This window comes from Bradyrhizobium sp. MOS002, from assembly GCF_003020115.1.
GTDB lineage: Bacteria > Pseudomonadota > Alphaproteobacteria > Rhizobiales > Xanthobacteraceae > Bradyrhizobium.
In genome coordinates, this window is the sequence record NZ_PYFX01000004.1 from 484,090 (window position 1) to 507,983 (window position 23,894).

Here is a 23,894-nt window from a genome sequence, read left to right on the forward strand (position 1 = left end):
TTCATGACCAAGCTTCGCGTCTACGACGACACCAAGGCGCTGTTCCATATGCCGGACGGTGTGATCTATCTCGACGGCAATTCGCTCGGCGCGTTGCCGCTAGGCGTTGCCGAGCGCGTCAGCCGCGTCATCACCGCCGAGTGGGGCAATGAGTTGATCCGCGCTTGGAATACGGCGGGTTGGTATGCCCAGCCGCGCCATGTCGGCGATCGCATCGCGCGACTGATCGGTGCGGAAGCCGGCTCCGTCATGGTCGGAGATACGCTGTCGCTCAAGGTCTATCAGGCGCTCGCCGCCGCGCTCGACATGAACGCGTCGCGCAAGGTCGTCCTGTCGGACACCGGCAATTTTCCGACCGACCTCTACATGGCCGAAGGCCTGATCGCGACGCTCGGCCGTGGCCATCAATTGCGCCTGGTGGCGCCGGAGGAGATCGAGGCTTCGTTGTCGGAGGAGATCGCGGTGCTCTATATCACCGAGGTCGATTACCGCACCGGACGACGACACGACATGGCAAAGCTGACTGCAAGAGCGCATGCGCTCGGCATCGTCACGGTCTGGGACCTCGCGCATTCGGCCGGCGCGCTGCCGGTTGACCTTGCCGGTACCGGCGCTGATTTCGCCGCCGGATGCACCTACAAATACATCAACGCCGGTCCCGGCGCGCCGGCCTTCCTCTACGTCGCGCCGCGCCATGCCGACAGCGTGCGCGCCGCTTTGTCGGGGTGGATGGGGCACGCAAAGCCGTTCGCGTTCGAGCTTGCCTATGCAGCCGCGGGCGGCGTCGAGCGCATGCGCGTCGGCACGCCCCCGGTGCTGGCGATGGCGGCGCTGGAGGCTTCGCTCGACATCTGGGACCGCGTCGATATCACGGAGGTCCTGGCTCGCTCGCTGGCGCTCGGCGATCTCCTCATCAGGGAAGTGGAGCGCCGTTGCCCACAGCTGAAGCTCGTCACCCCGCGCGACCATCAGCGCCGCGGCTCGCAAGTCTCCTTTGCCTTCGAAGGCGGCTACGCCGCGATGCAGGCCCTCATTGCCCGTGGCGTCATCGGCGATTTCCGCGCGCCTGACATCATGAGATTTGGCATCACACCGCTGTATATCGGCGAGAGCGAGATCGTCCGGGCGGCGGAGATCATCGAGGAGGTGATCGTGGGTGAGATCTGGCGCCGGCCGGAGTATCAGGTCGTGAACGCCGTGACGTGAGGTACGAAGGCTGTCTCAACCGTCATTGCGAGCGCAGCGAAGCAATCCAGAAATGTATCCGCGGAACGATTCTGGATTGCTTCGCTGCGCTCGCAATGACGACGGAAAGGTCAGGAATGCGGTCCCCACAGCGCCTGCACGATGGCATCGAGCCCGTCCGTCAGCGCCGCCGGCCCCGGCTGCAATATGATCGTCGATTTGATTTCGACGATACGACCATCGCGCACGGCTGGGATCTCGCTCCAGCCGTCGCGCGCGCTGATGCGGGCAGGGACGACCTTCTTGCCGCACCATGAGGCGAGGATCACGTCGGGCGCAGCTTCACGGACCGCGTCCGCCGAAACGATGCGATCCTTCGCCGCCTGCCGATGGCGCAGCTCTGGAAATACATCCTCGCCGCCGGCGATCTCGATCAGCTCGGAGATCCACCCGATGCCTGAGATCAGTGGATCGTCCCACTCCTCGAAAAAGACTTTCGGCCGCCGCGAGGGACGGGGCGTTGCGGCGATCGTGGCGAGGCGCCGTTCAAGTCCCTGGGCAAGTTCCTCCGCACGCTCAGCCGCGCCGACCAGCGCGCCCAGCGTGCGGACCATCGCAAGAATTCCGGCGACGTCGCGCTGGTTGAAAACGTGGACGTCGACGCCGGCGCGTACCAGATCGGCGACGATGCCCGCCTGGAGATCGGAGAAGGCGAGCACGAGGTCCGGTTCCAGCGCCAGGATTTTCGGGATGTCCGCGGAGACGAAGGCCGAGACCCGCGGCTTCTCGTGCCGCACCTGGGGCGGACGAACGGCGTAGCCGGAGACGCCGACGATGCGGTCCTGTTCGCCGAGCAGATAGAGCGTCTCGACCGTCTCTTCGGTCAGGCAAACGATACGGTGGGGCGGGAAGTGGCGCATGGCGAAACCATATGCGCAAACGCTTCGTCCAATGTCACGGCGACTATGACCTCGGACGTCATTGCTTTGCCGCGCGGAGCAATTCACCCTGTGAGCAGAATGATTTGGGAGGAGATCCGATGACGCCGCTCGAGAAACTTAAAGCAATGAAGATACCGTTTGCCGAACTCAAGGGCGTCGAGTTCGTCGAAGCCGGGAAGGATCGTGTGGTGGCGCGGATGATGGTCAGGCCCGATCTCTGCACGCTTCATCACACCATCCACGGCGGCGCGGTGATGGCGCTGGCCGATTCCGTCGGCGCAGCGGCCACCGTGATCAATCTGCCGGAGGACGCCAAGGGCACGACCACGCTCGAGAGCAAGACCAACTTCATCGGCGGGGCCAAGGAGGGAACAACGGTGATCGCGACCGCCTCCCCAATCCACAGAGGCCGGCGGACCCAGGTCTGGACCACCCGGCTGGAGACCGAGGACGGCAAGCTGGTCGCCGTGGTGACGCAGACCCAGCTGGTCCTCGTATGACTACGGGGGCTTGATTTTGTTAACGAATTAGTCGCTTCCAATGCCCGAAACTTGGGCAGGTTCCCGTCTTGAAAAGTTTGTTGCGATGCACAATATTGGAGGCCTAGGGATTCGAACGCCTCCTCGAGGGACACCAAGAGGAGTTTTGACTTGTCACTCGCAGCAGATTTGGAACTTGAAGTAACCAGCCGCCCGAAGTCCGTTCAGGGCTACGTGCGCACCTTGAGCCAGCGGGAAGAATTGCCGCTCTTGCGCGATCACCTGCTGAGGCTTGATGCCGAAAGCCGGCACGACCGTTTCAACGGTTTTCTCGACAACAGTTTTATCGAACGGTACGCCGCCCGCTGTGCCGAGGACGGCACCGTGATCGTCGCCTACATCGTCGACGGCGTGGTCCGCGGTGCGGCCGAGCTGCATCCGCCCGAGGGCGATTCGCTGCCCGAGGTCGCCTTCAGCGTGGAAGCCTCGGCGCGGCGCCAGAACGTTGGCACAGTGCTGTTCAGCCGCCTGATCGCTGAGGCGCGCTGGAAAGGCTACAAGCGCCTGCGCATCACCACCGGCGCCGAGAATCACGCGATGCGCGCGCTCGCCAGGAAGTTCGGGGCGCATCTGCAATTTCGTCATGGCGAGTCGACGGGTACGATCGATCTCGCCAAGGCGCCTGAGGACGAGCTTGCTGATCTCGCGGCCTCGCCATTCACGGCCGGCCGCGCTCTTCTCAGTTTCAACACGACCTGCTGGAAGATCATCTCCAGCATCTATGGCAATCGCGCCGCTTGACCTGAAAAAGCCGACTGGAATCAAAAAGCGGACCGGCAAACCGGTCCGCTTCTGTATTGGAAGCAGGGAACTAAGCGCTCAGGTGCCGGTGCGCTTGTCGTTGCCGAAGCGGCGCACGACACGGCGTTCGACCACCACCGAGCGCTGCGCACCCTGTTCGCCGGCGATCACGCGGGTCGAGGTGATGCGGCTGTTGGTGCGAACCTGTTTCTTGACCTCGGCCTGGACGACATCGAGCGGCATGCCCATCAGGGCTGCGGCGATCTCGGCCTGCTGCTCCTGATCGTCGGTGATGCCGATGGCGGCGAAGATCGCCTCGTCCAGGGTCGGCGGATCGTGGCGCACGCGCCGCGTGCCATATTTGGTATTCCAGTCTGCGTTCATAACGGCCTCGTTTCGATGCCGGGATACCTAGTGCCGTATATGTTGCATTGCAATATGAAATCCGTGTGGCATCTCAGCTATGCACCGGTTGGGTGTCAGGGTGGTGACGCGGCACCGGCAACATCCTCAATCCGCCGTTGTGGCCAGCGTTTCAGTGCCGCGTGGCCCGCTTCCGTCAACCCGTAGATTCCCCGCTCAGTGCGTTCGAACCAGCCATACACATTGTTAAGCATGATCTTGCCGGCATCGGGACAGTGTTGGCGCAATTCGCTCACCCGCCGTGGGCCCGCCGCGAGCTCCGAGGCGCAGGCCAGCGCCTGCTGCCGATAGGCCGTCATGATGGGCGCGCGGGTGCTGCCGCCCAGCACCGGGTCGCCCTGGCGGCGCTGGTGCTCTGCGACGAGGCGCGAACGGACCTTCGGCTCGCGGCGTGGGGCTGCCGTCGGCGGCTTCACCAGCACCTCGACCTGACCCCGGTCGGTCACCCCGAGCATGCCGAAGCCGAGGCGGCGACAGAGATTGCGATAGCGCGCGTCGGTCTCGCGTCCTTTGCCGCGCACTGACATCTTTGCGGCAATCCAGACCTCGTCGCCAGCCGGTGCACGATCGACCGCCTGAAGGATCAGCTCGAGATTGAAGGTCAGCTTGAGCTCGCCGATCACCACCACCGGCGGATCGCCGGCGCTGAGGCCCACGAGATCGCAGCCGCCGATCTCGCCCTTGACCGTGAAGCCGAGCTCTTCGAGGAAGCGTTTGACGGGCAAATAGAGCGTGGTTTCCAAAGAAAGCTTCCGAGTGTCATGTCCGATCGGAGAATCAGTTGCGGGCAGTGTAGAGCCTTCCTGGCCTCGATAGAATCGGAGCCGGCGCAGAGACAACTAAACCGGCATGCGACTACACCCGCCCGCCGACCGGGATCAGCGCGCCGGTGATGCCGCTGGCGGCATCGCTGGCGAGGAATAGGATGATTTCGGCGAGCTCCTGCGGCGTCACCCATTTGGCGAAGTCGGCTTTCGGCATGTCGGCGCGGTTGGCCTTGGTGTCGATGATCGAGGGCAGCACCGCGTTCACGGTCACTTTGCCTTTCCACTCGCTCGCCAGCGCCTCGGTGAGCCGGTGGACGCCGGCTTTCGACGCCGCATAGGGGCCCATGCCGGAGCCGGCCTGAAGCGCACCCATGGCACCGATATTGACGATCCGGCCGGCCGTGGACGCGGCCAGATGCGGCAGCGCCGCGTGCGAGGCGTTGAGCGCCGTCAGCAGGTTGAGCGCATGCATGCGCTGCCATGTCTTGATGTCGCCGTCGCCGACGGTCTCGAAGGCGAAGCCGCCGGCGATATTGACCAACACGTCGAGCTTGCCAAAGTGTCTTGCCGCCGCCTCGACCGCCGTCTTTGCTTGTGCTGCGTCGGACAGATCGACGCCGCCGATCTCGATGCGCTCGGGCGTCGCGGAGATTTGCGACGGCGCATGGTCGATGCCGGCAACGCGCGCGCCGCGCGACTGCGCGGTCTCGGTGACGACTTTGCCAAGTGCGCCGAGTGCTCCGGTCACGATCAGAACCTTGCCTTGCATCGTCGTTCTCCCTGCACGGCCGTATGAGTTTACGCCCGCTTACGCTGCCAGATAGCGCGCCTTCAGTGCGGACCGCTCCGGTGTGCCGAGCTTGAGACCGTCGCGCAAGTAGGTTTCGAGGTCGCCATACTCGCTACCGACGGCCTCGAAAGCAGCGGCAAGATACGAGGCCTCGACGTTGCCGATCGCGTTGAGAACGTCGGCAGGAAGATCGGAGACGTTTGATGCGTCGCGCTTGTAATGCCGGTTGGTCAAGAGGTAGTCCTCGGCAATGATTTCGTCGGCTACGCCGAGCGCATGCAGGATCAGCGCGCTGGCAAAGCCGGTGCGGTCCTTGCCGGCGGTGCAGTGAATGACGAGCGGCGCGTGGTCTTCCAGGAGATGCCCGAACAGGTTGCGGAAACTGGCCGTGTTGTGGCGGACGTAGTTGCGATAGGAGTCGCGCATGAGTTCGAGCGCGACCGGCGCGGTCAGCCTGCCCCTGGCGAGCTCGGCGCGCAGCGCGGCCACGACCGTCGGCTCGATCGGCAGTGAATGCACGGTGATCTCGCTGACCACGCAGACGCCCGCCGCGCGCTCCTCGACGCCGCGAAAATCGAAGGCGCTGCGCACGCCCAGCGCGCGGACGATCTCGACATCGGGAGCAGTGAGCTGGCCGAGATGGTTGGAGCGGAAGATCTGCCGCCAGCGCGTGGTACGGCCATCTGCGGTCGGATAGCCGCCGAGGTCGCGAAAATTGGTGGCGCCCTGCAGGGCGAGATGGCGGGCAGGGGAGTCTTGTCCGGAAGAGCCTTGTCGGGAGGAGTCTTGTCGGGAAGTGTCTTGCATGAGATCAGCTTGCGTTATGGTTCCATTGGACGCACGACGGGCGTCCTTGAAATCTATTACAGGGGGCGATCATGGGCCGGCACAAGGCCATTGTTTTGGCGGTCACCATGCTGGCGGGCGGAATGATCGGCTCGCGGCAGGCCGATGCGCAGACGTTCCGGACCTATCGCTGCGCCGATGGTACGCAGTTCATCGTTGCGTTTTATGACGCCGACAAGCGCGCCTTCCTCCAGATCGGCGGCGAGCCGGTCACGCTCGCCAAGCGGATCACGATCTCCGGCGCGCGCTATTCGGGGGCGGGGATCACGCTCGTGATCGGCAAGACCGGCGGCACCACGGTCAAGCATCTGAAGCGGCCGGTCACGGCCTGCACGGGGATCTGAACGGCGGCATGCCCACAAAAATCGAAAAGGGCCGAAACTTCGTTGTTTCGACCCTTTTTCAAACTGACGCCGGACGCTTGAGAGGGCGCGGCGGTATTGAACCGAACGCAGGCATCAGCGATCCCATTTCGGCTTGGCTTCATCGACTGCTTCCTGATGGTACCAGCTGCCGCTGCAAATCGTCTCGTTCACGGGGAGCGAGGCGTGGTTGGCGGGAAGGCGGGTCTCACCGTTGCGGCGCCCCCCGAGAGCCGAGCGGCCCCCGACAGGGAATTGGTAGATCTGTGCCGATCCGTGACTTAGTCCATTGTTCATCATTGCGGTATCTCCCGAGATCGCAGCGCTGGCCTCCATGGTGCGCCCGACTCGTTGGCTTGTGGTTACTGGAATCCCCATATCGGCCGTGCATTCCGAAATGCAAAGTGCTGAAAAGGAAATCAGCCTTGGCCTATTTTGTAGGCAGGTTGCATTCTGCTTCCTCTAAGGCAGCGGTCGGGTGGCTAACGCGTGGGCCATTGCGAAGGTTGCGGGCGGCGGGCGCAGACTTGGCGAATATTGCCGGACGTTGATGCGCGTTTAGTCGGCAACCTCTGGCCCGGGCCTGCCTGCTACAGAATCGGGCGTTTTCCGCGGGATTTTTGCAGTGCAGCTTCACGCAGAGGTGCGCCGCTATGACGCACGGCTCACTCGCCGATCCGCCGGGATCGAGAGGAGGCCGGCCGCGGTGGAAAACCTCCCGCGCTGCGGCCTTTTGGCACGTTAAATGCTTGGAAAGGGTCGGCCGATGTTGGCCGGGTAAACAATCGTGCGGGGGCCTGCGGCCCCCACCTTTCGCATCATCTACAGAGAGGCTCAATGACCAAGTATAAGCTCGAGTACATCTGGCTCGACGGATATACGCCGACTCCGAACTTGCGCGGCAAAACTCAGATCAAGGAATTCGCGTCGTTCCCGACGCTCGAGCAGCTTCCGCTCTGGGGCTTCGATGGCTCCTCCACCCAGCAGGCTGAAGGCCACAGCTCCGATTGCGTGCTGAAGCCGGTCGCGGTGTTCCCGGATGGTGCCCGCACCAACGGCGTGCTCGTGATGTGCGAAGTCATGATGCCCGACGGCAAGACCCCGCACTCGACCAACAAGCGCGCCACCATCCTCGACGATTCCGGCGCCTGGTTCGGTTTCGAGCAGGAATATTTCTTCTACAAGGACGGCCGTCCGCTCGGCTTCCCGGCCTCCGGCTATCCGGCGCCGCAGGGTCCGTACTACACCGGCGTCGGCTTCTCGAACGTCGGCGACGTCGCCCGCAAGATCGTCGAAGAGCATCTCGACCTCTGCCTGGCTGCCGGCATCAACCATGAAGGCATCAACGCGGAAGTCGCGAAGGGCCAGTGGGAATTCCAGATCTTCGGCAAAGGCTCCAAGAAGGCCGCTGACGAAATGTGGATGGCCCGCTACCTGATGCTGCGCCTGACCGAGAAGTACGGCATCGACATCGAGTTCCACTGCAAGCCGCTCGGCGACACCGATTGGAACGGCTCCGGCATGCACGCCAACTTCTCGACCGAGTACATGCGTACGGTCGGCGGCAAGGAGTACTTCGAGGCGCTGATGGCGGCCTTCGACAAGAACCTGATGGACCACATCGCCGTCTACGGCCCGGACAACGACAAGCGTCTGACCGGCAAGCACGAGACCGCGCCCTGGAACAAGTTCAGCTACGGCATTGCCGATCGCGGTGCTTCGATCCGCGTGCCGCACTCCTTCGTCAACAACGGTTACAAGGGCTATCTGGAAGACCGTCGTCCGAACTCGCAGGGCGACCCATACCAGATCGCTTCGCAGATCCTGAAGACGATCGCTTCCGTGCCGGCCGACAAGCAGGCTGCCGCCTAAGATCCTCCCGGCCCGGGCTGGGGGGCTGGCCCGGGTTGGACTTCGATCCGCCGAAGCCGAAAGGCTTCGGCGGATTTTTCATTCTGATGACCGCCGTTGCAGAAGACCCCTCGGACATCATGGCGGGAAACTTGTCCATCGCCGCCGAAAGCGGGGTAGAGTGCGTCTGGATGCGTGCAAGGCCCGGGACGGCTGGTGTTTGAAGGCTTCTACAAGGTGAGATTTCAGCTCGGCGACGTGGTCGGCCGAAGCGTGATGCATGCCGGCAACGGCAAGATGCTCGGCGGCAATTCGGCCTTCGCCCATATCGGCAGCTACGACAAGACCGAAGCCGGCGTCGACATCGTGATCAACACCGTCCGCCACAACCCCGATCCGACCTATCGCGCCATGGCGGGCACGGACGATGCGACCCTGCTGGCCAAGGGCTGGGCCGACGGCGATCTCTATCGCTTCAAGGGCGAGCTCAAGGAGCTGCCCGGCGTACCCTTTCAGTCGCTGATGACGCCGATCACCGAGGACGAGATGCCGATCGCCGGCGGCGTCGGCGAGGCCGGCATCGCCGACGGGCTCTACTCGGTGCATCTGCGCATGCTCGATGGCGTCGACGGCGGTCTCACCGGCGTGATGCTGCTCAACAAGGGCCGCATCCTCGGCGGCGATGCATCGTTCTACTATCTCGGCAGCTACACCGCCGCCAACGGGCGCTGGAAGGGCCAGATCCTCAACCAGGAGCACACGTCGGCCAAGGACGATCCGATCTTCGGCGGCCACGAGGTCGGCATCGGCTTCTCCGGCACCTATGACGCCGAGGAGGCGGTGCTGGAGGCAACGGCGCTCGCCGGCAAGCGCAGCCTGCGCCTGACCGCCGCGCTCAAGCTGATGCACCGCGCCTGATCGCCACGGGAATCGCTGATGGAAACAATTCGCATGCTTTCGACGCTCGGCCTGATGGGCGCGATGCGCAGCCTGGCTTCCGCGTACGAGACCGCGACCGGCGTCCGCATCGACGCCGATTTCGCGCCCACGCTGGCGCTGCTCAAGCGGTTGCGCGACGGCGAGCCCGCCGATCTCGTGATCCTCACCCGCGAAGGGCTCGACGAGATGATCGGTGAGGGCCGCGTCGTCTCAGGGAGCGCAGCCGATCTCGCGCGCTCCTTCGTCGGCATCGCGGTGCGGGCAGGGCAGGCACATCCCGACGTCGCCACCGCATCCGCGCTGCGCGACACGCTGCTGGCGGCGCGGTCCGTCGCCTATTCGCGGCTGGGGGCGAGCGGGGTCTATTTCGCCCGATTGATCGCGCAGATGGGAATCGCGGCGGAGATCAACGCCAAAGCCACCATCGTCGAGCAGGGCTTTACCGCGGAGCGGCTCGTGAGCGGCGAGGCTGACCTCGCCGTGCAGCAGATCAGCGAGCTGAAGCAGGTCGAAGGCATCGAGGTGGTCGGCCCGGTCCCGCACGATCTGCAAACGCCGGCCGTGTTCTCCGCCGGCCGGATGGCAAACGCCGAGCATGCCGACGCGGCGGATCGGCTGCTGCGCTATCTGGCATCACCCGAGGTCGTCCCCGTGCTGCGTCAATCGGGACTCGAGCCTTGAATTTGCCGAAGCGACGACGCAACTTGGCGTCCATGCGGACTTTCCTCGTTGCCATCCTTCTCACGCTTGCGGCGCCGTTGTCGGCGCATGCGCAGTCCGCCGATCTTGTCCTGTGCGATCGGGTCGCCGCCGATCCCAGCGATCCCGACAAGCCGGCCGAGGTGAGGGGCGTGGCGGAGATCGCGGCCTCCGACGTTGCGACCGCCATCAAATTCTGCAAGCAGGCCGCGCCGTCGTCGCGGCGCGCGATGTTCGCGCTCGGCCGCGCCTATGCGGCCAACCGGCAGACGGCGGACGCGATGGCTGCCTGGCGCAAGGCCGCCGACAAGGGATCGAGTGCGGCGATGGTCGAGCTCGGCGTGGCCTACGGCACCGGCTCCGGTGTCGCCAGGGATGAAGCACAGGCGCGCAAATTGTTCGAGAAGGCGGCGCAGGCCGGCAATCCCCGCGGCATCAGCAATCTCGCCGCGCTCAGTGGCACCGGCGGTGCCGCGCCGGCCGATCCCGCACAGGCGCGCGCATTGCTCGGCAAGGCCGCCGAGACCAACGCCGAGGCGCAGTACCAGCTCGGCGTGATGCTCTCCGAAGGCACGGGCGGGGCGAAGGACGACGCCGCGGCGGGCGCGCTGTTCGAGAAGGCGGCGGCGCAAAACCATCCCGGCGCGCTGGAGCGGATGGGCGCCTTCGCGCAGGAGGGGCGCGGCGGGCCAAAGGACAAGGACGCCGCGAAATCCTATTACGAGCGCGCCGCCGCGCTCGGCGACGAGGATGCCAAGCAGGCGCTGGAGCGGCTGCGCTGTCCCTATGCGATCAAGGACAAGCAGGGCAAGCTCGTCTCCACGCTGTGCTTCTAAAAGCGCGATGAACGCGCTTTATATTTTTTGCGAGCATGATTTTTCGGGAAAACCGCTGCGCACTTTTCCGGATCATGCGGTAGCTCACTTGTAGTAGTAGGCGACGTTGTTGCGGGCGTCGCGATAGCTCGTCTCGAGAAAATCCGGATATTGCGCGGAGGCCTTCGCCACCGCGCGCACGACGCAATCCCAGAAATCGCCGTCCCAGCTGAAATGCGCGAAGGTCGCGTCCTCGAACCTGACGGCGGTGATGATGGCTTGCCTGATCGCATCGTCGTCGGCGCGCGGATGAGCGCGCCTCACATAACCGAACATCGGTCCCTCATGGGCGTGGTCGCGATCCCAGCGGTACTTCGCGCTGCTCTGCTCCGGCGTGAGGGTGCGGTTGACGCGGACCTCTTCGGCGGTCGGGCGCCCCTCGATCGAGTCCAGCCGATAGCGTCGGCGCCAGAGCTCGAACGCGGCATCGAGCAGCGGCAGCTTCGCCGCGCTCGCGATGAAGCTTGCCAGTTCGTCTTCGGCTGACTGCTGTCGCTGGTCCATGCCGCTTTGTCGCACGCATGCAACGGCAGGTTCGACGTGGGCCTTGATCGAGCGCAAGGCCGCCGAGATCCGTGCCGGCCTACACTCGGTCGCCAAAGGAATGGAGATTTGCGATGAGGGTTCGAGGTTGGATGCTGGCGCTGGCCGGCTTGGGAGCAGCGACCGCCGTGGCGGCGCAGGATCTCAAATCGCCGTCCGCGGACCAGTACGTGCCCCGTCTCGGTGACATCATGGGCGCCGCGCAGGCGCGCCACCACAAGCTCTGGATGGCCGGCAAGGCGCAGAACTGGGAGCTTGCCGCCTACGAGCTGCGCCAGCTCAAGGCGAGCCTGGTCGAAGCCGCCGTATTCTACTCCGGCATTCCCGTCGGCAATGTCATGACGCTGGAGCCGTCGCTGCAATCGATGTCCGACGCCATCGATGCGAAGGACAGCCGCAAATTCGCAAAAGGGCTGGGCGAGCTGACCGAAGGCTGCAACGCGTGCCACCGGTCGCTGAAGCGCAGCTTCGTCGTCATGAAGGTTCCCTCGGACCAGAAGCCCTTCGCCAATCAGCAGTTCGCGCCAACCACAAGGCCTTGAGGGAACGGACCTTGCGCCGAGCGGGTTGAGTGCGAAACCTGACAGGAGGCGCAACCATGATCCGCAAGCTCGCATCGGGCGAATATCGGCTCTATTCGCGCAAGGTGAATCCCAAGACCGGCAAGCGCCGCAACCTCGGCACGTTCAGGAGCCGCGCTGCGGCCGAGAAGCATGAGCGCGAGGTGCAGTATTTCAAGCGTCACTAGCGCGTGAGAAAGGCCGCTCGCGGCCGGCCAAACAAAAAACGCGAAAAACAACCCCATGCACAGTAGCCAAGTGATTGAAATCACAGCGCTGCAAATGGCGTGAAATCCCATCTCTGCGGAATTGGCGAAATCGGTTGCGCCGTCGGGCAAAACAGGCGCATGATGGCATCATGGCAAGGCGTGACTTCGCGAATCGCCCTGCGCGAAAAAGCCCAATGGTCTTGATGCGACGGCGGTGCTAGGTAGCGCCTGCTTTCCTTCTGATTTTTCAGGTCAATTGCGTTGCTGGACGGGCTCTACAAGGTTGAATACGGCGTCAACGATGCTTTCGGCCGCAGCATCATGTGCATGCATGACGGCAAGCTGCTGGGCGGCAATTCGGCCTTCGCGCATCTCGGAAGCTATTTCGAGCGCGACGGCGAGATCATCGCCGAAGTCATCACCGAACGGCATAACGACGATCCCAACTACAAGCCGCTGATGGGGGCTGATGTCGCCTCGATCGGCGCGCGCGGCCGGCTCGTCGGCAACCAGATCCGTCTCGTGGGCAGTGCGGACACGATGCCGGGCGCCGGTTTCTGGGCCAATCTCACGCGGCTCGATGACGGCGCGCTGCCGCCCTGCGGCATGATCGGGGAGGGGGGCATCGCCAACGGGCTCTACGGGATGAGCCTGCGAGCGCTTGACGGTGTCGAGGCCGGACTTTCCGGCGTGATGCTGCTGATCGACGGCCGCATCCTCGGCGGCGATGCGTTCTTCTACTATCTCGGCTCCTATTCCTCGGCGGACGGCCGCTGGAAGGGCGAGATCCTCAACCAGGAGCACACGCCGGCGAAAGGCGAAAACCCCGTGTTCGGCGGCTATGAGGTCGGGATCGGCTTCTCCGGCACCTGCACAGCGGACAGCGGCGAGCTCGAAGGCATCGCACTCGCCGGCAAGCGCAGCCTGCGGTTGGCGGCCTCGCTCAAATTGATGCGGCGGGCGTAGACCGGTCAATCAAAATTCCGGGTGTCCGCTTGCGAAGGTAGAGCAGGCCTGACGGGCGACTTGGGGCGACGTCGGCAAGTGACCCTGAGCAGACATGGCTGTACTCTTTTCGATAGGCCGTCGTTCGCTTACAGGGAGTGTCCTACAAGGCGGCCGATTGCGGCAGTCGTCCCCATCGCAACCGCGCCCCAGAAGGTAACTCGTAACATCGGTCTTAGAATGCCCGCTCCCCCGGTCTGCGCCCCAGCAGCCCCTAGGATGGCAAGCGCGACAAGCGAGCCTCCCGACACAGCCCATGGAATTCGGGCCAAGGGCGACGCTATTGCGATTAGCAGGGGGATAGCGGCACCAAACCCAAATGTAACCGCCGACGTTAACGCCGCTTGGATCGGTCGGGCTACAACGTGCGCTGAAAGACCCAATTCGTCCCGCGCGTGCGCAGCAAACGCATCTTTTGCGGTGAGTTCTTCCGCTACTTGGCGCGCTAGCAAAAGGTCGAGGCCGCGTTGAACGTAAATGTTCGTAAGCTCGTGAAGCTCTGCGTCGGGTTGCTCCGCAAGCTCACGTCGTTCTTTCGCCAGATCGGCAGCCTCCGTATCGGCCTGCGAACTTACAGAAACATATTCGCCCGCAGCCATTGCTGTTGCACCGGCAGCCAGGCCAGCCACTCCGGCAACAATGACCTCGTTTGTCGAAGTCGATGCGGCAGCAACACCAACCAAAAGGCTGGAAGTGGAGATGATACCATCGTTTGCACCAAGCACCGCAGCGCGCAGCCAACCAATTCGTTCAATGAGATGCGTTTCACGATGGAGTGGGCGCATTTGATCTCCAAACAGCTCGGCATGGTGTATCCTGCGACGCGCCATGCATTTCCAAAGCACCTTGGTCAAAAAGGTCTCTAACAGGTTGATCCGGATCAATGCGGATCGACGGTCTCTGTCGCTTCCTTATTGACGAACGACCGCAATGCTACAATGGGCTGGTCGATCAAGGCCGCGCAACGCACGTTTGCCGTCGGCATTGAGGAACATCATGACCGCTCGCTTGCAATATGGCCCTACCGCAAAAGTCTTCCACTGGCTCATCGTGGCGCTTTTGCTCGTGCAATACTCGATCGGCTGGCTGATGCCGGACATTCATCGCGGCGATAAACCCGGCACCGCGATGACGTTCCATGTCTCCGTCGGATTAACCGTTCTGGTGCTGATCGTATTGCGGTTCGCTTGGCGGCTTGGCCACCCCGTCAGCCCCGAGAGCTCGCTGCCAACTTGGCAGCGGCTAAGCTCGGAAGCCGTGCACTGGCTGCTGTACGCGCTGGTACTTGCCACGACCTTCACCGGCTGGCTGTTCGCCTCGTTTCGCGGCTGGTCCATGTCTTACTTCTTTCTCGCGCCGATGCCGATGCTGGCGTCTGACGATGCGGCGGCCGGGAAGGCCATCGACGGTCTGCATCAGGCGATGGAATGGGCCCTGCTTGTCGTGATTGGCATCCACATTGCGGCGGCCCTAATGCATGTCTTCGTCTATCGTGATCGCATCATGCAGCGGATGCTCGCTTAGCCTAGTCTGACGTGTCCGCTGCTGGCCCATGGCTAACTCGCTAAAGCGCTGGGCGGAGTCGAGGCCGGACTTTCCGGCGTCATGCTGCTGATGGACGGCCGCATCCTGGGCGGAGATGCGTTCTTCTACTATCTCGGCTCCTATTCATCGGCCGACGGACGCTGGAAGGGCGAGATCCTCAACCAGGAGCACACGCCGGCGAAAGGCGAGAACCCCGTGTTCGGCGGCTACGAGGTCGGGATCGGCTTCTCCGGCACCTGCACAGCGGACAGCGGCGAGCTCGAAGGCATCGCACTCGCCGGCAAGCGCAGCCTGCGGCTGGCGGCCTCGCTCAAATTGATGCGAAGGGCGTAGACCCGGTCAATCAAAATTCCGGGTGTCCGCTTGCGAAGGTAGAGCAGGCCTCTCGGGCGACGTCGGCAAGTGAGCCATTGCGGACAAGCAATTGTGGGAGCGCGCGCTTCGGATACGCCGGACAGCGCGCTGCTCTGGCCGGTCGTGGCTGACTTATTCTGCCGGCGCCGGCGCCACAGGCGCCGTGTCACTCCCGATGCGAAGGATGCGAAAATCGTCAAGCATTCCGCGCAGCTTCGAGCTGGATGATTGCACCGGCAACGTGGCTAGGAGCGCTGCAGCGTCCTCGTCTGCGTGGACATCCCCCGAGATGCAAATCTCGCCCGCCTCGGCAATTCCCTGGATGCGGGCGGCGATGTTCACGTTCTGCCCGAAGTAATCGAGCCTGTCGTTGAGCGTCACCGCAATGGCAGCGCCGGTGTGAATGCCGATCTTGAGGATCAGCGCGCGGCCAGCCTGATCGGCATTAGAGGCCGCGATCTCGTTCCGCATAGCAAGCGCGGCCTTCACGGCGTCGGCGGGCTTGAGAAACGAGGCCATGACGGCGTCGCCAATGGTCTTGATGATCGCACCGTTGTTGCGGACCGTGACGTCGAGCAGGCGCTCGAAATGGCGCTGTACCAAAGAGAACGCGTTGAGGTCGCCGATCCGCTCGTACAGTTCGGTCGAGCCCTTGAGATCAGTGAAAAGCAGCGTGATGTCCTTCACGTCGATTCCTTCGCTGGCCTTGATCACCTCGGAGCGAAACAAATCTCGAAAGGTCTGGGTTGTAAGCAGGCGCTTGCCGTTGAGGAAGGGCACGAATTTCAACGGGATGGTGTTGATATCGAAACCTGGCGGCAGTTGCGCGATGCACACCAAACCCAATTCGGCGGTCGTGTTTTGGATGTTGACCACGACCTTGCCCGGGGCGGCCTGGTGCATCGCGTAGGTCGGCGTCACTTCGCCGTAGGGAATACTGACGGCCTGTGCCGTGGACGCGGGCGCGCCATCGATGGAGATAAGAAAGCACGCTTTGCTGTTGGGGCATGCGCCGAGCAGCGACCCTTCGGCGGCATCCACCTCCATCGTGGTTGTCTGCCCCGCCGGTATCCAACTCACCGCCCGTGCCAATGTCCCCTTCACGGTGATGAGCGGAACACCGTCCGGCAGAACGCCGTCGGGCGTGTTGCGGACCTGGAAGAAATACTCGAAAGCCGAAAGCTTCAAGGGATCATGGAAGCTGATAGTCCGGATCTCTGGTGAAATCGTGAAAGCGATCGCGATGTATTCGTCGAGCGCCACCTCATAGTCTGTCGCGCAGAACGCGCAGTGATAATGGTTGTGCACACCCCTGAGGCTGCGGAAGCTATCCACGACGCAGCAACACTTGGGGCAAAACAGATTCCAGTCCATCGAGAAAAGGCCAAGCGCTGTAGCGTGCAGAAACAGATCGATGACTTCGGTCTCAGCGACGTTTTTTTCCTTCGCGAAAGTGAAGGGATTGATGCGATAAAGCGCCCTGTCGTCCGCTGTGCGGATGTGGCTCTCAAGCTTCGAGATCAGCCGCGGACCCCAGTTGCGTGCCTTTTCGAGCAGCGCAAGGCGCTCGTCGAGTGCTTGTTCGTTGACGGTGATAGCCATGCCTTCCTCACTGAGCCGCAACTGCCGGCACGACTGTCACAGGTTCCAGCACGGCTGTCGAGAAACGTTCGACGGCCCTTTGAACCAACTGAGTGGCTATAATCTGCAACCTCTCGTCGCTAATTGTCAAATGACGCGCCAGAGAGGGATTTGCTCTCCGATCATCTGAGCCCAACGATGTAATTGAGTGGATAGCTAAGTCTGGTATTGACCCACAGCCGACTTATCGCCAGCCGCTGTTCCAGGGCCGCATGTGACCCGGAGCGGTCTTCGAAGCGAGGTGATCAGATTACTTCCCGGCTATTGAAATCATTTCGGCGATCGCCTCGTTCATCGGGTGCATGGAGGCCAGTTCTGTCGCGACGCTTTGTGCGCCCGCGCGAATGGATTCGCTTTTAAGGACAGCACGGATCGCCTTCGCGATCTCATCGGCATGATGGGTGAACACTGCCAGCCCGCCCAAGGCCCGCTAGGACGATCATGAAAGTTCGCTCGGCTGATGGTGCCTTCGTCACTGTTATTGCGCGCCGACGAAGCAACAACGGAGGTCTCGGACTTCAGCTTCTGGCCCTTCTCGGACCTCCCGACCGGGGCCGGTGCACTCACAGGGCTTAAGCGGAAGTAAGCAACCGGGATGCCGAAAGACCGGTTATGACCCATAGCGGACTCAAGCTTCGACGGGATCCGCGTCTTAAATCTGTAATATTGAGACACAGAACCTTCCCGGGGATGCCAGCATTGTTTAGGATGCGATGCCGCTAGTAGGGGAGTGGGCCATGACGGAAAAAGTGCATATGCAGAATGAGCGGCGCAACCGCTTGCTGGAAGTGGCCAACCAAGAGTTGGCTCGGTTCGAACGGCAGGAAAGCGAGTTCCGAAAGAAGGACCGGAAGGAGCGCGCCGCGGAACTCAAGCTTCCCTTGGATAAGATCGAATTGCACTAACTCGCGAAGTGTGGTTTTCACGCAACCGTCATGGCACGTTCGTAGCATGGTGACGCGACGGGGGACCGCGCAGCGACTCCCCGCTCAGCTTCGGCCTAGACCACCAGACGGGGCGGGGAGTCCGTTTGCCGAAACCATTCAGCAGTTTGCCGGTTATCCCGGCATGCATCGCTTCTGGTATTTCATCGCATTCATTGGCGTAACCGGCGTCGTATTTGGCGTGCTGGTCGGGGCCACTAAAATCATCGGACCATGAGGTGAGGTTGTCCCTTTGGACCGGAGCTCACCTCGTTGAGGTTCGCAAGCCAACAGGGCGTCGCCGGGAAATGGCGCGAATGAAAGTGACCCACGGTTAAACTGCCATTATCTGCGTCAGGCTGCCCCACCAAGCAATCTCAATCTTGCGAAACTTTCGCGACTGTCGCGCAGTTGAAGCAGCATTCACTTCGCTGTCGAGAGAGTCTGATGAGCAAGGTCGCGATCACTCGTGAGGAGCTAGCCGCCAAGGTGCTTGCGGCCGTCCAATCACATCAAGGCTGCGAACTTGTGAAGGAAATCGCGATCACGGCGGTTAACATCGTCGGCTCCGGCAAGACCTGGCATGCGAGCCTAGTAGACAGCGGCTTAGCCGACTCGCAACTTGCGGCCAGCGTGGTGAGGCAAACCGGGGACGATCTTGAACCTACGTTCGCGATCACTGAACACCCGCGCGGTGAGGGAGAGCTATGACAAAGCCTGCGATACCTGCCAACGACTTCCCAGTCGAGGTCGAAAAAACGACCGTGAAGACCAACACAGGCAAACCGCTCGCGGAGGCAGAGAGCGAACCTGTGGCGGAGGAGATTGCCGACCGCCTCAACGAGCAAGCTTACCGCGAAGAGCACGAAAGATGGTCGCCGTAGGGCGGCGGGAGGTCACGTCCGCATCTGGCCCGTAGCTGACCTGCCGCGCGCAGCCGGTCAAGGACCGCTTGTGACCCATAGCGGACGTCGTTGCCTCGCGAGACCTGCACCGCGTCGGGACAGTTCTGTCACTAATAGTGGAGCAATCAAGAGCCAAGTTTCAAGCGGAGCCAGCCGCGGCTGGGGTCTGTCGCGCCGCTTTCTCTTGCGCAAGAGTTGCTTCCAGCCCCGAGATGTTTTCCTGGAGGCGCTGGTTGTTTTCCAGCAGACGCCGACTGGTGAGGAGGAGGATGTAGTAGCCGAATTGCTGATTACTTTGAAAGTAGATTTCAAGCAACCTTTCATAAGTTATAGTCAGGACTTGTCCGTCTTCTATGCACTCGACCGTTCCGGTTCGTCGGTTATCGGGCGCAAGGAAGCCAAGTTCTCCCATGAGACGCCCTGGCGGAATTTCGACGCCGATCTCTTTGACGAGAAACTTCCCAGTGACGGTGAGAAACATTTCGGCCGCCGCATCACCCTTCCTAAATAATCGGTCGCCATGGCGATATCTGCGTTCGGTCATGAACGGCTTAAGCCATTCCATCGACATGTCACCTTGCATCGCGTTACGTGCCTTCTTAACGAGCCTGAGCAGTTGACGGAGACGAACGGCATTGACCGGCAGCAGCAGCAGATAAAGCAGTAAGGTGGCGACGCTTCCGGAAAGCGCGCCAGAGGTTGCGAAGAATGCACAGCCGACCATATTCGCGACCCGCAGCGGCACCATTCTCTGCATCAGCAAGGTAGCGACAAAGAAGATTGCGCCGAGCAAGGCAAACATGTTGGCGAGCGTGATGTTGGCCAACACAATTTCCAGCAGCCGATCAAACAGTGCGTCGTAGGTGATGTTGTTGGGATCAAGCCCCATTTGAACGAGAATCTTTGCAATCCTGAGATTATCTGCCGCCGTATCGAGGATGCGGTTTAGTATCGTGGAAAGATCTGCACGGATGGGCTCCATCGGATCATCTCTCACAAACGGTCAGTATCCCCCGAATATATCCCGGATATTGATGATCGAGGGGCGATATTGAAGGCGCTTTTTGTTGCGGCGCATGAGTCCGAAAGTGGCCCATCGCTTCCGTTGGCGCGGTGTCGCTGCATGTCGGCTCACAAGGGTAGACCGGAAGTTTGCAGCCGAGCGCTGAACTGGCGCATGTACCCAAAGCGGGCCGTGACCTGCAAATTGCGGGCTGGCGATCACTTCTAAAGGTTGCCTCCTTGAGCCTGTTTTCGCGCGCTACTGGCCCAAGTGATTTAGAAGCGGCCTAAATTTGTTCCCGTATCTGGAACTGAATATCTGGTTTAGAGTCTCGCGATCGCCGCCCGGTCCCTGGCTTTTATCGGTGACAGAGAGTCCTGCACGCTCCCGCCCTTAACAATCGCGGTGAGCTATGTGTGAGAAATGCGACGAGATCGACCTGCGCATTGCGCGGTACAAGTACCTAGCATCACGTATCAACGACCGAATTACGCTCGATGGCATAGCTGAATTGATAGAAGCTGCGCCTGCCAAGAAGGCCGCTATCCATTGCGAGCCCAAGCAACAGTAAGGCCGCCTTGAACCTAAACGCCGGCGATCCCGACTAACGTCCACTGGAGGATTGCAGTTTCCAGTTCCAGCGTGGCGCCACTGAGCATTATTGGGCTTGGTGGCGTTTTCGTTTAGGGGGCATTTCAAAACTCAGGGCGGCCTATTTCGGCCCTGATAGGGCGCACGCGTGTTTCCCACCTCAGTGGCCCGGTTTAATTTCAGCCGCGGCCTGCTTTGCTTTGTCGCAATCGCCCAGCTTGTCCAAGGTATCAGTCGCTTAACCCACGGATAGGGCGTAGACTAAGCCCATCACCGCCCCGCCATCGGCATCTATCGGTGACTGAGAGTATCGCGCTCCCGCCTCCTACCCGGAGAGCACCATGCGCACCAAAACCGAACAACCCAAATTGTCATTGCAGAATAGGCTTATGCTCGAGGCTAAGCGGCTCGAGGGCGATGCAAACAGGCTGCCCCATGGCCCTCTTCGGGAAGCCATGATCCGCGCAGCGGGACTAACTGAAAGTGCGCATCGAATCGAGAATTGGCTGTCCTCGGCAAGTCCAAGATGTTGATCGACCTACGAGTCGCGTTGGATCTCGGGCTTGTCGTACAAAACGGCGTTCAGCAGCGAACTGTTGACCTCGATCTTTCCGTTGTAGTTGATTAAGCCGAGCTTGCGAAATTTGTTCATGAAGAAACTGACGCGAGATCGGGTCGTTCCGATCATCTCCGCCAATGTTTCCTGGCTGATGTGCGGGGTGATCTGTTGAGGGCTCCCCTCCTTGCCGAAATTCGCAAGGAGGAGAAGCAGGCGCGCCAGTCGTTTTTCACTGGAATTGAAGAGCTGGTCGATCAGATCTTCTTCAACACGACTGTTCCGGGTGAGCAAGTAACTCATGAACAGTTCGGAGAACTTGGGCTGGTCGTGCAGCGCCGCGAGCATGGCCGTTTTCGTGATCGCCGTGACGAGGCTGGCTTCCATCGCTGTCGTCGTCGCAATCCGCAGCAAATGGCCGTTCATGCAGCCTTCGCCAAAGAATTGGCCCGGCTCCAAGATTCCGACCACGGCTTCCTTGCCTTGCTCGGATATGACGACGACCTTCACCCGCCCTTTTTGGATATAGAAGATCGTATTCGCCTCGTCTCCCTGGGCAAAGATGACGTCTCCCTTGCCGAATTCAAGGATGGTCTTTCCTTCGCCGACGTGGGCGAGAAACTCCTTCGGATCAAACGCTGGATTGGTTTTGCCTGCCATGCCGATTTTTGGTCCCCATCACCGCCCACCTTGGTGGTTCCGCCTGAAGCCGCGCCAATGAACCGGCTGGACGGAAAGCTTCGCCACTCCCCGCATCGGTGTGCCATTTAGTGCCCCGCCGCAAACGAGCGTTACCACGACCGCCGCAAGACGCACCTGAGACTATATCAGGGTTTGAAACCTACCGGTCGTTTTGCATTCCGAACACTCGAAGATGCGAACTTCGTGACCGGGCTGGTCAGGCTCAATGCAAACGAGCCGCATGGGCTTGCCGCACCTCAAACACGGAAGAATTCCAAGCTCGGCTCGGCAGTACAGTGGGTTTGGCTGGATAGATGACATCTGCTTTCCCCTGAGTTAGGCGGGAGCATGACCGATCTCTCCGTCGCCGATAACTGCCTGTCGGAGCGGCGATGGACCCATCCTCGCTCAACTCATGGCTACGGGGCTGGTCAATATTGACCAAGACTCGGAATTCTGGGTCGCGAGGTGTCTTCCGGCCAACATCGTTCGTTGGCGGGGAAGGCTGAAGAGTCGGAACGGAGTTGCCAGGCTCACCAGGGCAGTGAGACGACCGTACTGCAGGCAATGCAGCGGAATATCCTCGCTGCCGGACGGCAGCCAATGCTCCGAAGGTCGGTCAAATGCTGCATAGGCATGCCGCATCGATCGCAGGTCATCAAGCCCGGGTTCTTCGGCAGTTCCACCGCGTCGGTCACGGGACCTAAGTGCCAGGATTATGGCCATTCGGCTGAGCAAATCTGACCACATTCCGAACTAAGGCGTGGGATTGCTCCAAGCGTCCTGGTGCTAACCTGATCTACAGCCATTTTGGGGGCTGTCAGATCGGTTCCGACAATCGTCAGAATGCCGTTTGCGTGGCCTCCGACTTTTCCAGAATTCACCCGGGAGGTCTCATTTGAATTCGAAGGTGAGCAAAACGAGACAGCGCGGGCGGCCCGTGCGGCTCCATTGTGACCAAATGGAACAGATAGACAGATCTCACTTCTCGCACCAATTCGAACGCCCTCTCAGAGCTGGGTGCGCCGATATCCTTTGCGACTTCGATCTCCCCAGTGAAGGCTGGCCGTGGAAATCCAGGAAAGACGTCGCTCTGGAAGACCCCATGACGGCTCTCATCTGGCGTGGTTGGATCGCTGGAATCGCCAATATCGAAAAATAGCCACTAAAAGCCGAATTCCAGAAGAACGGTCCGATTGTTCGGTGAGATGGTTGCCGCAGAGAAGTCTGAGGCAATTAAGGGACCGGGCAAAGAGAGGCCGGGGTGAGCCCTCTTCAGTCAGATTTGCTGCCGAACGTTGCGACTTGGCGGGCGTGCTCCCATAGTTCGACCTTGCTGAAATCCGTCAGCTGCTCAGCGCATCTCTTGGCTGCGGCCTCGTCGATGCAATCAAGATCGACAGCTTTGATGTGGTGGCCGTCTGGAGAGATAAGGTAGGCTTTATAGCTTGACATAGCCAATGCTCCTGATGAGGCGGGAGCATGCAGCACTCTCTGTCACCGATAACAGCCAATAGCGGACGGTGATGAGATCAATGTGCGCTGGCTTTATGTTCAGAACGCGACCAAGACAATCGCGGCGCGGCGGCTGATCGACCGCCGCGACGTTCGAAGGCGAGTTCTCCGACGTGACCCGCAGCTACGCCGGCAAAGGTGTGGTGCGATATGCGTGGTGAACTCCTCGGGTGGAAGCGGTGCCGTCGGAAACGATCAAGCAGCGCCATGACATGATGACGCTCGGCGTGAATGACAAGTTCGATTGAACTCCGTTCGCGGAACGGACCGCTTCGACGTCGTCACGGCGCCGGGCAGGCCGCTCCGGTCTTCACCCAGGCCTCGACCAGCGCGCCGGCCTGCTCTTGCGTACCCGGCACGGCTGAGCGGCCGAAGCCGGGCTTCCAGGCCCAGCCGACGAGGGTGTCCTTGCCGATATGGTCTATCAGGTCTTCCACCTTGCGCCCGCCATTGCGCGCGGGATCCCTGATCTGCTCGCATATCTCGCCGACGGTCTTGCCCTCCCAGGCCATCTCGCGCGGGGCCAGATGCCAGTCGGGATGGCCGGGCATGCGGCCGGGCTCGAAATTGGCCTTCTGGTGACAGGTGTTGCAGCGCATTGCCTCGAGCCCATGGCCGTCAGCGCCGCGCGTGACCGGCGGCTGATGCAGACGGGCATTGTCGCCCTGGCGCGGCCTGTCGCCGGCCGGATGACAATTGGTGCAGCGCGGATTCGTCAGCACCTTGCCGAGCTCGGTGAAGATTGCGGCCGAACGCTTCTCTGTGTCGCCGATCGCGGCAAAGCTCTCGGGCGAGGCGAGGGCGTGGCTTGCCGTCTCCGACGCCGCGTAGCCCGCACTGAGACTGACGGCGAGGGCGGCGACCACGGCAATCATCTTGAACCGCACGTCGGAGATCATGATGCG

Annotated in this window: 29 protein-coding genes and 2 pseudogenes; 17 read left to right on the forward strand and 14 right to left on the reverse strand. The window is 61.6% G+C overall.

The window, feature by feature from the left end; genetic code table 11:
* The first annotated feature begins 3 nt into the window (after window positions 1–3).
* On the forward strand, window positions 4–1,206 hold the full coding sequence (gene kynU / locus C7G41_RS15230) for a kynureninase (RefSeq protein ID WP_106943336.1): 1,203 nt from the start codon (window positions 4–6) through the stop codon (window positions 1,204–1,206).
* 110 nt (window positions 1,207–1,316) lie between these two features.
* On the opposite strand, the gene C7G41_RS15235 is transcribed toward kynU, so the two are convergent.
* Window positions 1,317–2,105 carry a cobalamin-binding protein gene (locus tag C7G41_RS15235; protein WP_106943337.1) on the reverse strand — a complete coding sequence of 263 codons (789 nt, stop codon included), beginning with the start codon at window positions 2,103–2,105 and terminating at the stop codon, window positions 1,317–1,319.
* 119 nt (window positions 2,106–2,224) lie between these two features.
* Between C7G41_RS15235 and C7G41_RS15240 the strand changes: the two genes are divergently transcribed.
* Both C7G41_RS15240 and C7G41_RS15245 read left to right on the forward strand, forming a co-directional pair.
* Window positions 2,225–2,626, forward strand: a complete 402-nt coding sequence (locus tag C7G41_RS15240) for a PaaI family thioesterase (protein ID WP_106943338.1) — start codon at window positions 2,225–2,227, stop codon at window positions 2,624–2,626.
* A gap of 168 nt (window positions 2,627–2,794) precedes the next feature.
* Window positions 2,795–3,406 (forward strand): GNAT family N-acetyltransferase, encoded by a 612-nt coding sequence (locus C7G41_RS15245; RefSeq protein WP_199198438.1) that lies wholly within the window; start codon window positions 2,795–2,797, stop codon window positions 3,404–3,406.
* Window positions 3,407–3,484: 78 nt separating this feature from the next.
* On the opposite strand, the gene C7G41_RS15250 is transcribed toward C7G41_RS15245, so the two are convergent.
* From C7G41_RS15250 to C7G41_RS15265, 4 genes are all read right to left on the reverse strand, one after another.
* Window positions 3,485–3,790: a hypothetical protein gene (locus tag C7G41_RS15250; RefSeq protein ID WP_106943340.1), complete on the reverse strand. Its 306-nt coding sequence runs from the start codon at window positions 3,788–3,790 to the stop codon at window positions 3,485–3,487.
* Window positions 3,791–3,885: 95 nt separating this feature from the next.
* On the reverse strand, window positions 3,886–4,572 hold the full coding sequence (locus tag C7G41_RS15255) for a DUF2161 domain-containing phosphodiesterase (protein ID WP_106943341.1): 687 nt from the start codon (window positions 4,570–4,572) through the stop codon (window positions 3,886–3,888).
* 112 nt (window positions 4,573–4,684) lie between these two features.
* Complete coding sequence (locus tag C7G41_RS15260; RefSeq protein ID WP_106943342.1) at window positions 4,685–5,365, reverse strand: SDR family oxidoreductase; 681 nt, start codon at window positions 5,363–5,365, stop codon at window positions 4,685–4,687.
* Between the two features lie 39 nt (window positions 5,366–5,404).
* Window positions 5,405–6,193 carry a tyrosine-protein phosphatase gene (locus C7G41_RS15265; RefSeq protein ID WP_106943343.1) on the reverse strand — a complete coding sequence of 263 codons (789 nt, stop codon included), beginning with the start codon at window positions 6,191–6,193 and terminating at the stop codon, window positions 5,405–5,407.
* Window positions 6,194–6,264: 71 nt separating this feature from the next.
* Between C7G41_RS15265 and C7G41_RS15270 the strand changes: the two genes are divergently transcribed.
* Window positions 6,265–6,576, forward strand: coding sequence for an MliC family protein (locus C7G41_RS15270; RefSeq protein WP_106943344.1), 312 nt, complete (start codon window positions 6,265–6,267; stop codon window positions 6,574–6,576).
* A 114-nt stretch (window positions 6,577–6,690) separates the two neighbouring features.
* On the opposite strand, the gene C7G41_RS15275 is transcribed toward C7G41_RS15270, so the two are convergent.
* Window positions 6,691–6,972, reverse strand: a complete 282-nt coding sequence (locus C7G41_RS15275; RefSeq protein ID WP_373681121.1) for a DUF2735 domain-containing protein — start codon at window positions 6,970–6,972, stop codon at window positions 6,691–6,693.
* A gap of 459 nt (window positions 6,973–7,431) precedes the next feature.
* On the opposite strand from C7G41_RS15275, the gene C7G41_RS15285 reads away from it, so the two are divergent.
* From C7G41_RS15285 to C7G41_RS15300, 4 genes are all read left to right on the forward strand, one after another.
* Window positions 7,432–8,466, forward strand: a complete 1,035-nt coding sequence (locus C7G41_RS15285; protein WP_106943345.1) for a glutamine synthetase beta-grasp domain-containing protein — start codon at window positions 7,432–7,434, stop codon at window positions 8,464–8,466.
* Between the two features lie 195 nt (window positions 8,467–8,661).
* Window positions 8,662–9,363 (forward strand): GrlR family regulatory protein, encoded by a 702-nt coding sequence (locus tag C7G41_RS15290; protein WP_106943346.1) that lies wholly within the window; start codon window positions 8,662–8,664, stop codon window positions 9,361–9,363.
* Window positions 9,364–9,381: 18 nt separating this feature from the next.
* Window positions 9,382–10,065 (forward strand): substrate-binding domain-containing protein, encoded by a 684-nt coding sequence (locus C7G41_RS15295; RefSeq protein WP_199198387.1) that lies wholly within the window; start codon window positions 9,382–9,384, stop codon window positions 10,063–10,065.
* Between the two features lie 32 nt (window positions 10,066–10,097).
* Window positions 10,098–10,919, forward strand: a complete 822-nt coding sequence (locus C7G41_RS15300) for a tetratricopeptide repeat protein (RefSeq protein ID WP_199198388.1) — start codon at window positions 10,098–10,100, stop codon at window positions 10,917–10,919.
* Window positions 10,920–11,003: 84 nt separating this feature from the next.
* On the opposite strand, the gene C7G41_RS15305 is transcribed toward C7G41_RS15300, so the two are convergent.
* Complete coding sequence (locus C7G41_RS15305; RefSeq protein ID WP_199198389.1) at window positions 11,004–11,462, reverse strand: hypothetical protein; 459 nt, start codon at window positions 11,460–11,462, stop codon at window positions 11,004–11,006.
* A 113-nt stretch (window positions 11,463–11,575) separates the two neighbouring features.
* Between C7G41_RS15305 and C7G41_RS15310 the strand changes: the two genes are divergently transcribed.
* The 3 genes from C7G41_RS15310 (at window position 11,576) to C7G41_RS15320 (ending at window position 13,236) form a co-directional block, all read left to right on the forward strand.
* On the forward strand, window positions 11,576–12,043 hold the full coding sequence (locus C7G41_RS15310; protein ID WP_106943350.1) for a hypothetical protein: 468 nt from the start codon (window positions 11,576–11,578) through the stop codon (window positions 12,041–12,043).
* 56 nt (window positions 12,044–12,099) lie between these two features.
* Complete coding sequence (locus C7G41_RS15315) at window positions 12,100–12,249, forward strand: hypothetical protein (RefSeq protein ID WP_007591825.1); 150 nt, start codon at window positions 12,100–12,102, stop codon at window positions 12,247–12,249.
* Window positions 12,250–12,531: 282 nt separating this feature from the next.
* Entirely contained in the window at window positions 12,532–13,236 is a 705-nt protein-coding gene (locus C7G41_RS15320) for a hypothetical protein (protein WP_063992649.1), read from the forward strand.
* A gap of 128 nt (window positions 13,237–13,364) precedes the next feature.
* On the opposite strand, the gene C7G41_RS15325 is transcribed toward C7G41_RS15320, so the two are convergent.
* Window positions 13,365–14,060 carry a VIT family protein gene (locus C7G41_RS15325; protein WP_106943666.1) on the reverse strand — a complete coding sequence of 232 codons (696 nt, stop codon included), beginning with the start codon at window positions 14,058–14,060 and terminating at the stop codon, window positions 13,365–13,367.
* A gap of 211 nt (window positions 14,061–14,271) precedes the next feature.
* Here C7G41_RS15325 and C7G41_RS15330 point away from each other — a divergent pair, with 211 nt between their 5' ends.
* Entirely contained in the window at window positions 14,272–14,799 is a 528-nt protein-coding gene (locus C7G41_RS15330; protein ID WP_063992647.1) for a cytochrome b, read from the forward strand.
* 42 nt (window positions 14,800–14,841) lie between these two features.
* Window positions 14,842–15,153: pseudogene (locus C7G41_RS15335) on the forward strand (GrlR family regulatory protein); the annotation flags it as partial.
* A gap of 153 nt (window positions 15,154–15,306) precedes the next feature.
* On the opposite strand, the gene C7G41_RS15340 reads toward C7G41_RS15335, so the two are convergent.
* Complete coding sequence (locus C7G41_RS15340) at window positions 15,307–16,776, reverse strand: adenylate/guanylate cyclase domain-containing protein (RefSeq protein WP_106943352.1); 1,470 nt, start codon at window positions 16,774–16,776, stop codon at window positions 15,307–15,309.
* 289 nt (window positions 16,777–17,065) lie between these two features.
* On the reverse strand, window positions 17,066–17,224 hold the full coding sequence (locus C7G41_RS37370) for a hypothetical protein (protein WP_158268010.1): 159 nt from the start codon (window positions 17,222–17,224) through the stop codon (window positions 17,066–17,068).
* 328 nt (window positions 17,225–17,552) lie between these two features.
* Here C7G41_RS37370 and C7G41_RS37800 point away from each other — a divergent pair, with 328 nt between their 5' ends.
* From C7G41_RS37800 to C7G41_RS37805, 3 genes are all read left to right on the forward strand, one after another.
* The gene (locus C7G41_RS37800; protein WP_199198390.1) at window positions 17,553–17,720 is read left to right on the forward strand and encodes a hypothetical protein; all 168 of its coding nucleotides are present in this window, start codon (window positions 17,553–17,555) and stop codon (window positions 17,718–17,720) included.
* Window positions 17,721–18,185: 465 nt separating this feature from the next.
* On the forward strand, window positions 18,186–18,449 hold the full coding sequence (locus tag C7G41_RS15350; protein ID WP_106943354.1) for a hypothetical protein: 264 nt from the start codon (window positions 18,186–18,188) through the stop codon (window positions 18,447–18,449).
* Complete coding sequence (locus C7G41_RS37805; protein ID WP_199198391.1) at window positions 18,446–18,622, forward strand: hypothetical protein; 177 nt, start codon at window positions 18,446–18,448, stop codon at window positions 18,620–18,622. The genes C7G41_RS15350 and C7G41_RS37805 overlap by 4 nt, the downstream gene beginning before the upstream one ends.
* A gap of 160 nt (window positions 18,623–18,782) precedes the next feature.
* On the opposite strand, the gene C7G41_RS15355 is transcribed toward C7G41_RS37805, so the two are convergent.
* The 3 genes from C7G41_RS15355 to C7G41_RS15365 form a co-directional block, all read right to left on the reverse strand.
* Window positions 18,783–19,625: a Crp/Fnr family transcriptional regulator gene (locus tag C7G41_RS15355; protein ID WP_106943355.1), complete on the reverse strand. Its 843-nt coding sequence runs from the start codon at window positions 19,623–19,625 to the stop codon at window positions 18,783–18,785.
* A 1,150-nt stretch (window positions 19,626–20,775) separates the two neighbouring features.
* Window positions 20,776–21,453, reverse strand: a complete 678-nt coding sequence (locus tag C7G41_RS15360) for a Crp/Fnr family transcriptional regulator (protein WP_063992644.1) — start codon at window positions 21,451–21,453, stop codon at window positions 20,776–20,778.
* 1,296 nt (window positions 21,454–22,749) lie between these two features.
* Window positions 22,750–22,929: a hypothetical protein gene (locus C7G41_RS15365; protein WP_063992643.1), complete on the reverse strand. Its 180-nt coding sequence runs from the start codon at window positions 22,927–22,929 to the stop codon at window positions 22,750–22,752.
* 137 nt (window positions 22,930–23,066) lie between these two features.
* Between C7G41_RS15365 and C7G41_RS39000 the strand changes: the two are divergent.
* A pseudogene (locus C7G41_RS39000) lies at window positions 23,067–23,150 on the forward strand (autotransporter outer membrane beta-barrel domain-containing protein); the annotation flags it as partial.
* Between the two features lie 120 nt (window positions 23,151–23,270).
* Here C7G41_RS39000 and C7G41_RS15370 read toward each other — a convergent pair.
* Window positions 23,271–23,888, reverse strand: coding sequence for an Isoquinoline 1-oxidoreductase subunit (locus C7G41_RS15370; protein WP_106943667.1), 618 nt, complete (start codon window positions 23,886–23,888; stop codon window positions 23,271–23,273).
* Window positions 23,889–23,894 lie beyond the last annotated feature (6 nt).

Excerpts from the sequence above, each read along its gene's own strand:
- kynU (WP_106943336.1), top strand. The coding sequence starts at position 4 with ATGACCAAGCTTCGCGTCTACGACGACACCAAGGCGCTGTTCCATATG.
- C7G41_RS15235 (WP_106943337.1), bottom strand. The coding sequence starts at position 2,105 with ATGCGCCACTTCCCGCCCCACCGTATCGTTTGCCTGACCGAAGAGACG.
- C7G41_RS15240 (WP_106943338.1), top strand. The coding sequence starts at position 2,225 with ATGACGCCGCTCGAGAAACTTAAAGCAATGAAGATACCGTTTGCCGAA.
- C7G41_RS15250 (WP_106943340.1), bottom strand. The coding sequence starts at position 3,790 with ATGAACGCAGACTGGAATACCAAATATGGCACGCGGCGCGTGCGCCAC.
- C7G41_RS15260 (WP_106943342.1), bottom strand. The coding sequence starts at position 5,365 with ATGCAAGGCAAGGTTCTGATCGTGACCGGAGCACTCGGCGCACTTGGC.
- C7G41_RS15265 (WP_106943343.1), bottom strand. The coding sequence starts at position 6,193 with ATGCAAGACACTTCCCGACAAGACTCCTCCCGACAAGGCTCTTCCGGA.
- C7G41_RS15270 (WP_106943344.1), top strand. The coding sequence starts at position 6,265 with ATGGGCCGGCACAAGGCCATTGTTTTGGCGGTCACCATGCTGGCGGGC.
- C7G41_RS15275 (WP_373681121.1), bottom strand. The coding sequence starts at position 6,972 with ATGGGGATTCCAGTAACCACAAGCCAACGAGTCGGGCGCACCATGGAG.
- C7G41_RS15285 (WP_106943345.1), top strand. The coding sequence starts at position 7,432 with ATGACCAAGTATAAGCTCGAGTACATCTGGCTCGACGGATATACGCCG.
- C7G41_RS15295 (WP_199198387.1), top strand. The coding sequence starts at position 9,382 with ATGGAAACAATTCGCATGCTTTCGACGCTCGGCCTGATGGGCGCGATG.
- C7G41_RS15300 (WP_199198388.1), top strand. The coding sequence starts at position 10,098 with ATGCGGACTTTCCTCGTTGCCATCCTTCTCACGCTTGCGGCGCCGTTG.
- C7G41_RS15305 (WP_199198389.1), bottom strand. The coding sequence starts at position 11,462 with ATGGACCAGCGACAGCAGTCAGCCGAAGACGAACTGGCAAGCTTCATC.
- C7G41_RS15310 (WP_106943350.1), top strand. The coding sequence starts at position 11,576 with ATGAGGGTTCGAGGTTGGATGCTGGCGCTGGCCGGCTTGGGAGCAGCG.
- C7G41_RS15315 (WP_007591825.1), top strand. The coding sequence starts at position 12,100 with ATGATCCGCAAGCTCGCATCGGGCGAATATCGGCTCTATTCGCGCAAG.
- C7G41_RS15325 (WP_106943666.1), bottom strand. The coding sequence starts at position 14,060 with ATGCGCCCACTCCATCGTGAAACGCATCTCATTGAACGAATTGGTTGG.
- C7G41_RS15330 (WP_063992647.1), top strand. The coding sequence starts at position 14,272 with ATGACCGCTCGCTTGCAATATGGCCCTACCGCAAAAGTCTTCCACTGG.
- C7G41_RS15340 (WP_106943352.1), bottom strand. The coding sequence starts at position 16,776 with ATGGCTATCACCGTCAACGAACAAGCACTCGACGAGCGCCTTGCGCTG.
- C7G41_RS37800 (WP_199198390.1), top strand. The coding sequence starts at position 17,553 with ATGACGGAAAAAGTGCATATGCAGAATGAGCGGCGCAACCGCTTGCTG.
- C7G41_RS15350 (WP_106943354.1), top strand. The coding sequence starts at position 18,186 with ATGAGCAAGGTCGCGATCACTCGTGAGGAGCTAGCCGCCAAGGTGCTT.
- C7G41_RS37805 (WP_199198391.1), top strand. The coding sequence starts at position 18,446 with ATGACAAAGCCTGCGATACCTGCCAACGACTTCCCAGTCGAGGTCGAA.
- C7G41_RS15355 (WP_106943355.1), bottom strand. The coding sequence starts at position 19,625 with ATGGAGCCCATCCGTGCAGATCTTTCCACGATACTAAACCGCATCCTC.
- C7G41_RS15360 (WP_063992644.1), bottom strand. The coding sequence starts at position 21,453 with ATGGCAGGCAAAACCAATCCAGCGTTTGATCCGAAGGAGTTTCTCGCC.
- C7G41_RS15365 (WP_063992643.1), bottom strand. The coding sequence starts at position 22,929 with ATGTCAAGCTATAAAGCCTACCTTATCTCTCCAGACGGCCACCACATC.
- C7G41_RS15370 (WP_106943667.1), bottom strand. The coding sequence starts at position 23,888 with ATGATCTCCGACGTGCGGTTCAAGATGATTGCCGTGGTCGCCGCCCTC.